Annotated in this window: 11 protein-coding genes; 6 read left to right on the top strand and 5 right to left on the bottom strand. The window is 57.7% G+C overall.

Annotated features, from left to right (window positions below; translation table 11 throughout):
- Nucleotides 1–127: 127 nt before the first annotated feature.
- Both HB780_RS01840 and HB780_RS01835 read right to left on the bottom strand, forming a co-directional pair.
- Nucleotides 128–265: a hypothetical protein gene (locus HB780_RS01840; protein ID WP_183686750.1), complete on the bottom strand. Its 138-nt coding sequence runs from the start codon at nucleotides 263–265 to the stop codon at nucleotides 128–130.
- Nucleotides 266–337: 72 nt separating this feature from the next.
- On the bottom strand, nucleotides 338–628 hold the full coding sequence (locus HB780_RS01835) for a DUF1330 domain-containing protein (protein WP_183686606.1): 291 nt from the start codon (nucleotides 626–628) through the stop codon (nucleotides 338–340).
- Nucleotides 629–694: 66 nt separating this feature from the next.
- Here HB780_RS01835 and HB780_RS01830 point away from each other — a divergent pair, with 66 nt between their 5' ends.
- Entirely contained in the window at nucleotides 695–1,180 is a 486-nt protein-coding gene (locus HB780_RS01830) for a MarR family winged helix-turn-helix transcriptional regulator (protein ID WP_183686604.1), read from the top strand.
- 122 nt (nucleotides 1,181–1,302) lie between these two features.
- Here the strand turns inward: HB780_RS01830 and HB780_RS01825 are convergent, their stop codons facing one another.
- The 3 genes from HB780_RS01825 to HB780_RS01815 form a co-directional block, all read right to left on the bottom strand.
- Nucleotides 1,303–2,544, bottom strand: a complete 1,242-nt coding sequence (locus HB780_RS01825) for an ankyrin repeat domain-containing protein (protein WP_183686602.1) — start codon at nucleotides 2,542–2,544, stop codon at nucleotides 1,303–1,305.
- A 360-nt stretch (nucleotides 2,545–2,904) separates the two neighbouring features.
- Complete coding sequence (locus HB780_RS01820; RefSeq protein WP_183686600.1) at nucleotides 2,905–3,201, bottom strand: hypothetical protein; 297 nt, start codon at nucleotides 3,199–3,201, stop codon at nucleotides 2,905–2,907.
- 135 nt (nucleotides 3,202–3,336) lie between these two features.
- Nucleotides 3,337–4,368: a hypothetical protein gene (locus HB780_RS01815; protein ID WP_183686598.1), complete on the bottom strand. Its 1,032-nt coding sequence runs from the start codon at nucleotides 4,366–4,368 to the stop codon at nucleotides 3,337–3,339.
- Nucleotides 4,369–5,630: 1,262 nt separating this feature from the next.
- Between HB780_RS01815 and HB780_RS01810 the strand changes: the two genes are divergently transcribed.
- The 5 genes from HB780_RS01810 (at nucleotide 5,631) to HB780_RS01790 (ending at nucleotide 13,038) form a co-directional block, all read left to right on the top strand.
- The gene (locus HB780_RS01810) at nucleotides 5,631–6,857 is read left to right on the top strand and encodes a Hint domain-containing protein (RefSeq protein WP_286202859.1); all 1,227 of its coding nucleotides are present in this window, start codon (nucleotides 5,631–5,633) and stop codon (nucleotides 6,855–6,857) included.
- A 150-nt stretch (nucleotides 6,858–7,007) separates the two neighbouring features.
- Entirely contained in the window at nucleotides 7,008–8,144 is a 1,137-nt protein-coding gene (locus tag HB780_RS01805) for a Hint domain-containing protein (protein WP_183686596.1), read from the top strand.
- A gap of 206 nt (nucleotides 8,145–8,350) precedes the next feature.
- Nucleotides 8,351–8,527, top strand: a complete 177-nt coding sequence (locus HB780_RS01800; protein ID WP_183686594.1) for a hypothetical protein — start codon at nucleotides 8,351–8,353, stop codon at nucleotides 8,525–8,527.
- A 492-nt stretch (nucleotides 8,528–9,019) separates the two neighbouring features.
- Nucleotides 9,020–11,632, top strand: coding sequence for a bifunctional lysylphosphatidylglycerol flippase/synthetase MprF (mprF, locus tag HB780_RS01795; protein WP_286202858.1), 2,613 nt, complete (start codon nucleotides 9,020–9,022; stop codon nucleotides 11,630–11,632).
- An 11-nt stretch (nucleotides 11,633–11,643) separates the two neighbouring features.
- A complete protein-coding gene (locus tag HB780_RS01790) occupies nucleotides 11,644–13,038 on the top strand; it encodes a virulence factor family protein (RefSeq protein WP_183686590.1) in 1,395 nt (464 codons plus the stop codon).
- The last annotated feature ends 594 nt before the right edge of the window (nucleotides 13,039–13,632 follow it).

Here is a 13,632-nt window from a genome sequence, read left to right as displayed (position 1 = left end):
AAACAAGATCTGCTCCCCCAGACACGCTAAGGTCGAACGCAATTTGAACTTCCGGCCGTATTTAGGGGCGTGGCAGGAAATCCTACCTCCCGATGTTAGTCAGGTCGTGCGGGCGCCGCCCGGCTGACTAGCCGGGATCAAGAAGGTTCTTATTCCCCCGAATGGTGTCCAGAAGATAACCCAGTTGACGAATGGTTGCCTTGACGCGTTTGCCGAGCTTGATGAAGCGCCCGACCGCTCGAACCATATCTTCGTACGAATACATGAACTATCTCCCGGTAGTCGAAGTTTTTGTCCGCATCCCCAAGGGTCACTTCTCCGTGAAAATCAACACCCTTCAGCCCGCGTCGACGACAAACATGCGTGCTTCCTGCGCCGCGTCGCGCTCAACCTTGATCGGCGCGTACTCCGGTGACTGATAAAACGCCAGCGCATCGGCCAGGGTCGCGAATTCGAAGATGCCCGCCATGGGCAATGGCGCCACGTCCCCTTCCAGCATCTGGACCACCGGCCCAAAGTGGAGAATGCGGCCTCCTGCTGCCTGTAGGGCCGCCTGAAAGTGCGGCGCCAGTGCGGCTTGCCTGGCCGGATCTTTTATACGCAGATTGACGTGGACATAGGCCGTCATTACGTTGCTCCCTAATAATGCTGCATATACATTATTGTGCGAATCCCAGTTTGTCGAGACCTGCAAATGACAGAGGCTTCTGACCTTTATCGCCGCGTCGAAACCGAGTGCCCGGCCTTCCAGGCCCGGGTCACCGCGCGGGCGCTCACGCGCTACTACAATGCCTGCTTTCGGCCCCTGGGGATCACCGCAGAGCAGTTCAGCCTTCTGGTGGGGATTGGCGGCAGCCACGAGCCAACGCTCGCTGAGCTAGCGGCGCGCGCCGGTGTCGACGCCACCACTCTCAGCCGCAGCATAAAGAGCCTCGTGCAAAGGGATCTCGTGCGCAACGATGGGGGTCGGGGCCGAGCCGGCAAACGTCTGGTGCTTACCGAGGGAGGCCGACGACTGATGGACGAGGCCATGGTCACCTGGGAGCACGCACGGGCTCAGTTGGCCGAGGCTCTTGGCGAGGAGGCATCGCGTGTTGCGAGTGTTGCCATGTCACAGCTTGCGGTTGCAGCACAGGCTGCGGCCTCGGCTGTCTCATCAACCGGTTCCTCAGGTACCTAGCTCGGGCACCCGCTACCCGACGGTGTCGATTTTCACGCGGGCTCGAACTGGACCTCTGGATATCCACGAGGCATTGGGTGGGTGGTCGTCCTACCGGATGGAATAGGCTTGGTCTGTGAGCTTCAATCAGGTGCCGAGTCATCGTGGCACAAAAGTATGCGCGTGCCGTCGTCCCAGCCTAGTTGATCCGGTGGCCTCTTCAGCAACGCCTGCAGTGCCGCCCGCAAGTCGTCATCATCAATGCTCTCAACCACGGCGCCATGACGCAGCAACGCATGGGCAAGCAAAGCGTCGCCGGCCCCTGCGGCGCGCCCTAGCGACCCGCCATGACTGTTATGCGCGGGCACAGCACCGAGTCTCGCCAGCGCATCCAGCATGGCTTCGAGTTGTCCGATCCAGACGGCGCTCGGGCTGTGTTCGATCCACTCGTCGAAGGATGTCCAGATCTGGTCCTGCTCATTGTCACTGCCGACCCTGACGCCTTGCTCGCCGAGCCAACGCAACGCGTCGATGGCTCCTGAGCGCACCGCCGCACTGGTGACACTGTCGTATGCGACCTGTGGAGGCGGGTTCTCGTTCATTGGTTGGTGCGGGTTTGCGCCATGTGCGATCAACGCGCGCATGGTGTCTATGTGGTTGCCGAAGGCGGCGCCGGCGAAGGCTTCCTGCACCTGATCCCGGTCCCATTGCGGCAGAAACCGCTCGATCACGGCCATGTTGCCGCTGGCACCGGCCCGCCCTGGCAGGGCGAAGTAGCCTTCGTAATAAGCACCTTCCTTGCAGATACCCATGAGGTAAGCTGTGTTCAGAAACTCTTTCTCGTAGGTTCGCTTGGTCGCACCCTCCAGCAGCACGCCGAGGATGCGTGGTGCCTGCGCGACGATGGCCTTAGGTAGCCATTCCCCACGCAGGCAGGATTTCCCGCAGATTTTGTATGCCTTGGCGAAGCTTGCGTCGTCGTCATGTGATAATGCGGCCTGCATGACGCCCCGGGGCTCCTTGGCACGTTGCTCTTCTTCGTAATCCCAAGCCTGCTGGCGCTCGCGCTGCCAATCTTCGAGAAAGCCCGAGGCGACACTCATGCCGATCATCCCTATCGCCAGCACTTGCAGCCAGAAGAACCAAGAACGCGGGAACGGGCGCTTCCATGGTTTGTCCAGCACGTCATAGACGATAAGCATAATCGCGCCCATGGGACAGGCGACCATGGCCAGTTCCACGACCGCGACTGCGGCCGAGTAGCCGCCCTGGCCGCTAACAAGCGCAAGAAGCAGCAACGGCCCGAACAGGCAGATGGCGGCAGCCGTGAGCAAGAGGGCCAGCAGCGGATGCATCGGTTTTGAACTCATTGCTTCGCTATCCATGCTTTGTCTTAAGGATGACTTACGCTTCGGTTGTCCAGTGCGCCTAGCAACGAGCTTAAATCGATCAATCCATTGGCAATCAAGTGACCGACCCCATCAGCCCGCTCCCAGCGACCCGGCTCCAGACGACGACATTGATGGGACCGTAAGACGGACAGGCTTCTAAGCTCATCCACACTGCTCTCGCAGCACCGTCGCCAGCATATCCGCGAATGAACCGAAGGTTTCAAACCGCTCGTCCGGGGTCATGATCGGCGCCGATCATGACCCTAAACAGGTTACAAATTTGCTTGCAAAGTCATGCACTTGTTTCCTTCTAGCTCGGGGAAATCTTCGGCGCTGATTCACAGGTAGCGATCTCTAACCGCGCTGGAGCAACAAGAAAACAGCGATAATCGTCAACAGGAAAAGTCCTGCCCCGGCCGCTGCTATACAACAGAGAGCCAGCCATGTCGGCGCATTGCGAAAGCTTGGCCGCTGACCGTCAGCCATCCTGGTGATGAGATACGCACAGGCCCCGAGGACAACCGGCGTGGTTCCCCCAATCATCATCGCCATTGTTCCTTCTTGGGCGGAAGTTCGCCAGATCATCCCGCACAGGAAAATACCGGCAATCGTTCCCACGATTAAAGAACCAAGAATGAGAAGAATGCGCATGGTGTGCCTTTCGACTTGCACAGGAGGTGTCGGTATTATGTGCTGTTTGATAGGGCTTCGAAGCTTATGGCAACGGTTCTGGAAGCAGATCATGATGGATAACCGAGCAATCGGGATGGTGTGTTCCGCGCATTGTCAGTTTGCCGGATCGTCGACGGTGATCTCTTCGAAATCCACGATGCCTGCTTTTGGGTTGGGCATGATGGCCAGCACCTCGCCAGCCACTGTTTGCACGATCGAGTTTCCGAACAGAACGTCGGGCTGACCGTCTGACTTTGCGAGCTGGCCTCGCACTGGGCTCAGGATCAAACTATCGGAATCCCGGCCTGGTGAGGTCCACTCCTTCGAGCGGATGCGCGTACCGGCAGGGTATGTGACCACGCCCAGGCGCAGATCGGTTGCGAGCACGGCTTCGCTGAAACCCGCGAAATGGCGGTCGAGATCCACGGCTATCCGGGCGCCCTGCAGAGGCAGACCACGTATTGTCGTTATCGTCTCAGGCGCAAGAAAAATGGTCCAGCCACGGGAGGAGCCTGCATGGGCCAGCAGTTTCGCACCGGCTGGGATTTCCCAGCTTTCCAGGCGATTGGCGGCGGCAAGCACGCAGGAATCGAAGACGATCTCGTCAGCGTCGATTTTGAAGGCCACCGGCTCCCCTGCCCCACAGAGCCAGCCATCGACGCGCTGGTCGGAGGCCAATGTCACCTCCATCGAGGTAGCCGCATAAGTATCTTTATCGAGATCTGGATAGAGGTTACGGCTGAGGCTCGTGGCAGCAAGGCCGTTGATCAAAATCGGAACAGGAAAATGGGCGGCGTCGAAGGCTTCGCGGTCGCCCGGCATCATGCTGTGCAACTGCGTTCCCGCCGGCATGGCGATGCCCGCCACCACAGTCGGGTTTTCAAGGGTGATATTCCGCGCCGCTTCGTCCCGTTTGATATCCGCATCCACGAGGTAGCCTTGATAGCCGAAAGATAGGACGAATGTCGACGACAGCGCGAGCAGCATCATGATGGGCAGGGTGAACCACAACCATGCCCGAAACGTTTTTCGCGCGCCGCGCCGGACACTGAGCATCGCGAGCCATGACACGAGGACGAGCGCCGAGATAGTCGAGACCAGAAGTAAGAGGTAGAAGAAGATGGAGATGGGGGCAATTGGTATCATGTCCGGCCGTGATGACTTTCTGAAATTGATGACATAAAAAACGCTTTTGGATGTCTGCCGCCTTTTCTTCGTTCACTTTTCGGACAGTGGAGCCTGAACTTTTCGGTCTTGATTTTGTCAATTCCAAAACGGCTGCTTCACTGATCGCAACAGCGCTTACCTTGGATAAACAATACTAACGGATAGCTGAAGCAGTTTGAGCTGATCACTTGAGGCCGGGATCACGAACGCAGCCGTTCGCTAGTCGCTGCAACCGCCGAACTAGGCTCTGCATGCATCAAACAGGCCTTTGGGATCTCCCTCTCCAACCCATCGCACGTGATCTAGCACGCGTCATTCCGGGTTGACAGGGGTTCGCGGGATCCGTGTCTTGCTACGGTCTCACAGACTGCCACAAGGCCTCCTCTTCAATCCCTCTTGACGTTTTAACGATGTCACTTCACCCGGCACGCAGATCAACGGGCGCATTTCTGAGACGACGGCGCCTGCCTTGGCGCTCATCAACACGCCCAGCCAATTGTTGGAGAACACACCATCTGAATCGGCTCCGAACGTTCAGCCTATTGATATCTGCGACAATCGTCTGGAAATGCACAGAAAATTGAGAAAGTAGTTGGGGTTGTTTTCGCGCCGATCGCTACCCCACTCTCGTGCGAAATAAGATCAGCACTTTGAGTGACGATCTCAAGGGGTGAACGTTCGGAGCCGCTTCACAATTGTCCTTCGCAGCGAGATCTCTGACCCGCAAAATGCAGGATTACCGCGAAAAAACAGACCATTACCTGTCGTCGACGGCTGTATGACAGCGTGTCCGGTTTCGCGGGGTTACGCATCCGTATTATCCAAGCAAGCGGTAGCCGGAACGCGTGTGGACACTAGGACGTACCCTTCAACCGACACGTCATGTTTATTAAATGAACGTTATTTTAGACCTACAATATATATTCACTTGAACAAGGGGGTGGGTTAGGTTACGCGTAGCCGAAGGCAAGTAACTTTGTAACGGAACAAAGTGCAATCATGGCCATCTATACTTTCCCCGGCGACCCTAACCCACGGACTGAAGCCGGCAGATCGGACACAATTCCGGGAGGCGACATACAAGTCCTCCCCGCCAAGCCACCACCTTCGAGGCAGTTGCTTGCATAGGCGTATTTTGTGGAAATATTACTTTTGATTGCGCAGTTTAAACTGAAAGTACTGTGTGTGAAGTTAATACCACCAAGGGCTACAAAGGCGATGGAGCCACTCAGGAGGGGTGAATGACGAATTATACCTGGAATGGGACCAACAGCGACTGGAGTGGCGCCGGCGTCTGGTCGCCCAATGGGACGCCTGGGGCGGTAGATACGGCCACGGTCAACGGCGGCTCGGTCGACGTCAGCTCGATAGACTTTGTGGGAGCTTCCGCCCTTACGGTGAACGCCGGGGGCAGCATGACGATCGAGGGCGTGCTCGAAATCGGCGGAGCCCACCTCAATTTGGTCCCCAATACGCTCTCGGCGATCGGTCCCATCACCGTCAACGGTGGCGCGCTGATCGCCGGCGGTTTCCTTACCTCGGCCAGCGGGACCATCATCCTCTCCAACTATGGAACATTCCAGTGGAATGGTGGCCAGTTCGTGGGAGGCGCCGACGCCTCGGGCCTGACCGTCGATCTAGGTACGACCAATAACGGCACGTTCCAGTTCTCGCAGCCCTTCAACGGCACTATCACGGACTTCAATGCCGGCGACATCATCTCCTATAGCGGCACCGGCACGGTGAATTCGGTCGATATCGTCGGCAACGCCGCCATATTCAACACAAGTGCGGGAACATTCACGATCAACTTCGATCCGAGCGTGAATACCGCCGACTTCGTGATCTCTGGCAACACCATCACCACTAACCAAGTGCCCTGCTTTGTCTCCGGCACACGCATCCGCACGACGCGCGGCGAGATAGCGGTGGAGGAGCTTCGCGTCGGTGGCCTGGCCGTGACATCCTCGGGCAAGGCACGACCCATCGTCTGGATCGGCCACCGCCGGATCGAGCGCCCGGCGCCAGCAGCCTGGCCGGTGCGGGTTATGGCCGGCGCGTTCGGCAACAACCTTCCCGTTCGTGACCTCTTCCTCTCCTCCGGCCACGCGGTCTGCGTCGACATGGCTGGCGAGGTATTCGTGCCCGTCGGCCAGCTGGTCAACGGATCGACGATCGACTGGATCGAGGTTCCGGAGGTGACCTATTGGCATGTGGAGCTTGAAAGCCACGACGTGTTGCTCGCCGAAGCAATGCCTTGTGAGAGCTACATGGACGCCGACAACCGCGCCTTTTTCGGCCGTGCGCATGGCCGCTTCGGTAAAGTCGATCCTCAGCGCGTCGCCGAGAGCTTGACCCAATACGCCCGGCCGTTCGTTGATGGCGGCCTGATCGTCGAAGCCATCAGGGAACGCCTCGCCTGCCGCGCCGAGGCGATCGCCCCGAAACAAGCCAGTAAAGCCGCATGACCCCACGTGCCCTGCCGTCCTCAGTCGGTGAGTATCGCAGCCTTATGAGGCAGGGTTCCAGCTCTTAGTCCACGAACTGGACCACTAGGGGATACTGGAATCCGCCACACGCTGGTCTCAACGGCCTAGCAGTTTGTCAGGGGTTGTCCGATGATGGCCTACGAGATCGGCAATGGCGAAGTCGTCATGGCGCTCATGTCCGAGGTGCCGGCCGGCTTCGTTTCTGGAACGCGCATCCGCACCCCGCGCGGCGAAATCGCTGTGGAGGACTTGGCGGTGGGTGACATGGTGATGACCGCCGCCGGAAACGCACGACTTGTCGTCAGGATCGAGTCGCAGACGATCCGCAAGCCAGCCCGCGAGCACTGCCCAGTTCACATTAAGGCGGGAGCCTTTCCGGGCGACGTTCCCCGACGGGACCTGCAGCTGTCACCGGGCCATGCGGTTTGCGTGCGGGCGCTGGACGAGGTGTTGATCCCGATCAGCCAATTGATCAATGATGCCACGGTTGAAATAGTTGAGGTCGATGAAGTCACTTATTGGCATCTCGAGCTGGAAAGCCACGAGGTGCTCCTGGTCGAGGGGCTCGGCTGCGAAAGCTGCCTGGATGGCGGCACCCTCTGGTTTGCCCGTGTTCCGGTCGGGGAACGGACGCCGGCCATCGTCGACCAATACGCCAGGCCGCTCGTGAAAGGCGGCGCGGTGGTGGCGGTAATCCGTCAGCGTCTAAACGCCCGCGCTGAATCAATGGGCTGGCGCCGCGATACGGGGATGGTCCCGCACCTCATCGTGGACGGCCGGCGCGTAGAGCCGACGCTCGATGACCATCTGGCCGTGTTCATCTTCCCCGCCGATGCCGAGGAGGCCATACTTGCCTCGCGCACCTGGGTCCCGGCCGATGACGGCGTAAGCCATGACGGACGGGCACTCGGTCTTTCGGTCCATGGCCTCACCATCTTCGACGGCCTCCGCGTCGACCGCCGGGTCTCGCTCGACGAGATTGCGGGCTTTTACCCTGAGGAGGAGGCTGAGCACTGCGCTTGGCGCTGGACGAACGGTCGGCTTTCCCTCCCCTCTGGCCTCTGGGCAGACTGTCGCGGCCACGTCATCCTACGCCTTGCCTTTGATCCCAAGGCCGGCAGGTCCTGGGCTCCCCCAACGGCGGGCCTAAGACCTAGAAAAAACTCGCTTCGCATATTCCCCAGTTTCTCGCCCGCACCTGGCGAGCTGTGTGCCTATATGCAAAAGTGTTCGATGCGATGCGCGCTGCGGATCCAGCCGAAATGATGTAATTCACCTTGAGCGTATTTGAATTTCCGATCACGTCGTTCCGACGAAAGCAGGAAATGGCGGTCTTGAACGGAAACGACCCGCAGGCCCGGCTTCAGAGAAATAGGCCTTTGTCTAAGTACCTGTTAAACGGGTGAGTATGGGGTGTCCGTCATCACCTACCCGGGCAGTGAAATGCCGGCCATCAAGAAGGAGAGCTCGCAATGAGTTGGAAAACGCCGAAGATCGAATACGTGAACGGTTATAAGATTGTTGAAGTCGATGGCACCATCTTCAAGGTCTACGAGGGCGACCGTCAACTCGGGGAAGACTTCCCCTATTCCGGTGAAGCGGCAGCCCACGCGAAATCTCTGCCGAGGCGGGACGCGTCACAGGGCTAGGCAGGAGAAAAGCGAAAAATCACCATTCCAGAACATGGTGTTTGGACCATAGCGCCCAGAAAGCTACCAACTCGATCAGGCTGCTCGCGGAGATCCAGAATCGCGCTACGCGCGCGCCGTGACAATCCCTGCGTCTGCCTAATCTCGTCGAGTTGACGCAGCAGATCCGCGTCCCGCTTTTCCCGTTCATGCTTGGCAGGTAACAAGAACGCCCGTGCTCTTGAGTAGATTCGAACCGCCGAGCCGCTATTCGATTTCGGACGATTGATCTGCCATTGAATATTCATCCGGCCCAGACCTTACGGATCGGTATAAAACCAGCCACTACGCCGAAAGCTTTGCCATTTAAGTTTCAAGCCTCCTGAAAGAGAGAAATCGCTCACAACTCAGGTGGCTCTGATCGCGCTTGCCCGTTTCGAACGGCTACGGCCAACAGACGGAGGCAATCGAAAAAGAAGTGTCGAATCAATGAATAAGGTAGTGGAAACCACATTGGCCATCCCCGAACGTCCTTCCACGATAAACCATGACATCGCGACGCCAGCTTTAACTGGAAAGCTGATATACGCCTTGAAGCCAATTGTTCCCCTGGCCGTCGGCATCGCCATTCTTGTCGTTTTATGGGTGTCCTTCTCGGGATCGATCCGAAACGTCAGTTTCGAGGATATAGCCGTCAGTCTTTTCAGGACGCAGCCATACTATATCGCAGCAGCAATGGGCTTGACTCTGCTAAGCTTTGTTTGCCTGAGCATTTATGATTTTTCGGCTCTCTGGCACCTACGGCTTCGGCTCCCAGCTGCCGACGTCTTTCGCACATCATTTTGCGCATACGCCGTGGGCAACTTTGTTGGCTACGGTCCGTTGTCAGGCGGCGCGATCCGATATCACTACTATCGGAGGCTTGGCCTCAAGCCCGCCGATATCGGAAATATCATAGCCTATATTACGCTGGCTTTTGGCCTTGGCCTCGCCGGAGTGATGGCAGTTGGACTTGTGTCGGATCCGGCGGATATCGCCGGATCGATTGGCATTTCTCCCCAAGCACTCACGATGATGGGCGGCGGCCTTCTGATCGGCTTGGCGGCCGTGTTCACGTTGTCCGCCTCCGGCCGCTCAGTGCCCCTATGGCGCGGCCGTTCTGTAGCGCTTCCACAGCCCAGAATCATGCTCGTTCAGTTCGCCGCCACGGTTGCCGACGTTGCCAGTGCCGCGGCTACCCTCTGGGTCCTCATGCCTCATACGGACGTCGGCTTTCCGGCATTCATAGCCGTTTTCGCCGTCGCGATTGCGCTTGGCGTCGCAAGCCATGTCCCGGCTGGCTTGGGCGCATTCGAAGCTGTGATCGTCGCCGTGTTAGGGCGGACGTCCCCAATGGGCGAGGTGTTCTCCGCTCTGCTTTTATACCGGTTGATATATTACGGCCTTCCCATGCTCCTGGCGGTTGGATTGATGGGGGCTGCCGAGTTCCAACGCAGCAAAATGGCGAAGCGGGCCTCATGGTTGGCCAAAGTCGGGGTGCGTCTATCACCCAATGTTCTTTCCGTACTGACCTTTGCAATGGGTGTTGCTCTGATCCTTTCCGGCGTAACGCCAGCTTCGATCGCGAGGCTCGACCTGCTTGCCGAATACCTTCCGCTGTCGATTGTCGAAAGTGCCCATTTCCTCGAGAGTGTCCTTGGCCTCGGCTTGATCGTGATAGCGCGCGGATTGGCACATCGGTTGGATGGCGCCTGGTGGGCGGCGACCATAAGTGTCGGCGCGGCGATTATGCTTTCGCTGCTAAAGGCGATTGCGTTAAGTGAATCGGCCGTCTTGCTCGTCTTGCTCGGTGCCTTGCTCGCTTCGCGACACCAGTTTTCCCGCCCCGCATCGTTACTGCATCAGCCCCTTTCCGCATCCTGGCTGGGGGCGATCGCGACAGTGCTGATGAGTGCCGCTGTTGTGCTTTTCCTTGTTTACAGCGACGTCGACTACCAGAATGGATTGTGGTGGGATTTCGAGTTCACCGACGAGGCACCTCGGAGCCTTCGCGCATTGCTTGGCCTGATCATCGGAGCTGGAGCCTTGGCGGGCTGGTCGCTGCTGCGGCCGGCGAAGGGCAAGGCGCCTTACCCCACCAAGGCAGAGATAGATGAGGCAACGGCGATCGTCGCGAGCCAGTCTTATCCGGATGCTAATCTCGTACGGATGGGCGACAAGATGGTCTTATTCTCAGACGATCGGCGGGCTTTCATCATGTTCAGCCGTCGTGGCCTTTCCTGGGTCGCTCTCTTCGATCCCGTCGGACCGCAGGACGCGTCTGCGAGTCTCATTTGGCAGTTCGTCGAGATGGCGCAGCGCGCAGGCGGAAGAGCCGTGTTTTATCAGGTCCAACCGCAGAATCTCTCCCTGTATGCCGACGCCGGCCTGAGAGCCTACAAGATCGGTGAATCGGCCCATATCGATTTGCAAACATTTGATCTGGAGGGAGCAAAACGTGCAAGCCTACGGCATGCAATCAATCGCGCGCAGCGAGATGGATTGTCATTCGTCTTCTTGGAACCTCATGAGGCAGCGGAAGAAATCGACAGTTTACGGGAAATTTCCGATTGCTGGCTTGCAGCACAGAGATCACGCGAGAAGCGTTTCTCTCTTGGCGCCTTTGACGCCGATTACGTCTGTGCACAACCAGTCGCTGTCGTTAGACGCGATGGCAGGATCATCGCCTTTGCAACGATCTTGCGTACATCGCTTAAAGAACAGGTGACCATAGACTTGATGCGCTCGATGTCAGACGCTCCGCCTGGAACGATGGAATATCTCATCGTCTGCCTGATGCTTTGCCTGCAAAGCCGGGGCTATCTTTCGTTCGATATCGGCATGGCCCCTCTTTCCGGACTGTCGAACAGTCCTGCCGCACCATTTTGGCATCGCATCGCGCGCGTCGTCTATAAGCATGGAGAGCGCTTCTATCATTTTACCGGCCTAAGGGCCTTCAAGGCAAAATTTCAGCCGCAATGGCAGTCGCGATACCTCGCGGTTTCAAACGGAACCAACCCAGCCCTCGCACTCGCCGACATCACAGCATTAGTGAGTGGTGGCTTTAAGGGTATGGTGCGCAAGTGAGACGGTATATCTTGGTTTTTCTGGCGCTTTTCTCATGCGCGGCGGCTGTGTTTACAGACAGCAATCCCGCTTTATCGAACGTCCCGATAGATGCAGGCATTTTGGGCAAACCGCGAATTATTTTGCCGACCGGCCCCGTCCGCGGCGAAGTATTCCTGTTCTCCGATAAGGCGGGTTGGGGAGCCGACGAGGATATTCTCGCCGCAAATTTGCAAAGCAAGCAAGTGATCGTCGTCGGCATCGATACAAAGGTACTCCTTGGTGCGCTCAATGCACGCCCAGCCAATGACTGCATATATCTTATTTCCGATATCGAGGCTTTGAGCCGCCGGATACAGCGGGCCATCGGCGACAGCCAGTATCAGTCCCCAATCATCGCCGGCATGGGAACGAGCGGGGCTCTCGCTCTCGCCATCGCCGCTCAAACTCCCGATGCCACCATCAAGCGGACGGTGGCTATCGATCCGACGATAACGCTTCCCTTGCTCAAGCCGCTTTGCACGGATGCGCCACGCCTCTCGGTTAGTGGCGGTGCGATTTATGGTTTGTCACCACACGGCCTCAAAAACCCGGTTGATGTCATCTACACGGAAGCAGCGCCGGATGATGGTCGTGCCCATACGCTAAAATTGAAAAAGCAAGGCTTCGCGGTCCAGACCAAGGATGTCACCGAAGCCCCTCACCAGGCGGTATTGTCCGCTATCGACCGAGCGCTGAGCGTGACGGTCCCGAGCGATCATTCTGTCGGCGATCTGCCGCTGGTACAATTGCCCACAGCTCCCGGCTTTGGAACGATGGCGATTATTTATTCGGGGGATGGCGGGTGGAGAGACATCGATAAATCAATAGGTGATGTCTTTCAGAAGGAAGGCGTTCCCACCGTTGGTGTCGATTCACTTCGGTATTTTTGGTCGAGAAAGAAACCTGATGAAACAGCGAGGGACATGGCGCGCATCATCGACACCTATGCGAAGATCTGGGGTGTCGATCATGTCATCTTGGTGGGCTATTCTTTTGGTGCCGATATTTTGCCGAGCGCCTACGATCTGTTGCCGGTCAGCGACAAGAAAAAGATCGTGGAGGTATCGCTTCTTGGTATCTCAAATACGGTAAGCTATCAGATCTCCGTGGGCGCATTTCTTGGCAGCAGCTCTGGCGACGGCCCAACCTTGCCGGACATAGGGAAAATGCAGGCGCCGATGATACAATGCTTTTACGGAGCACTGGAAACGGACAGCGCCTGCCTAAAGCTCCAGGGTACGGGAAGCGAGCTCATCAAAACCTCCGGAGGTCATCATTTCGATGGGCATTACAACGTGCTGGCACATCAGATTGTCGATGGCGCAAGGCGACGGCTTGCTATTGCGGAAAATCGAGACGGCAATGTAGCCGCGGAGCGTTACTAGGAGGCGGTTTGACGGCTAGAGGTCGACGACGAAGTCAGCCTGATTGGGGCGCGGCTATCGTCGGCTGTACAACAAGACGCTGGAATTGCCTCCGGACCGATGTCCTGAGCGAAGCAGTCGTTAGGCGTGGTTGGTGTGGCCATCTTTGGCGCAATGATTGCCGATTCCGATACAAAAAGCGATTCGATCCGGGCAATCGGTCGGCCTCGCTACGCGTTGCCGCGATATCCGTCTCCTTGGCCAACCTTATCACCGGTTTCTTCGCGGCAAAATCTTCGCTGGCATTCCAACTTCCTTTTCGCGACTAATTTCGGCTTCATTTCTCCATGTTACGGGCCGCTATCCATGGGCCGGCTACGGATGGGAATGTGCGAAACGAGCGCTCGAGCGGCAGTTTCGATCGCCGATAACGCAGGTCGCGATATCGCGTGCCGTGGCATTTCCGGATGGTAGGACATAGCACCGCGCACGGCGGTGAACACAATAGTGAGCGGCTGAACTCACAAAGGCGAAGAACATGAATGTCCAAGTCCGTGCCTTCAATTTCGCCCGACATTCAGAAAGAATATGGGTTCCTCTCGCAGCGGCACTTTG

Source organism: Rhizobium lusitanum, assembly GCF_014189535.1.
GTDB lineage: Bacteria > Pseudomonadota > Alphaproteobacteria > Rhizobiales > Rhizobiaceae > Rhizobium > Rhizobium lusitanum_C.
This window is presented reverse-complemented; position numbering and strand designations above follow the sequence as displayed.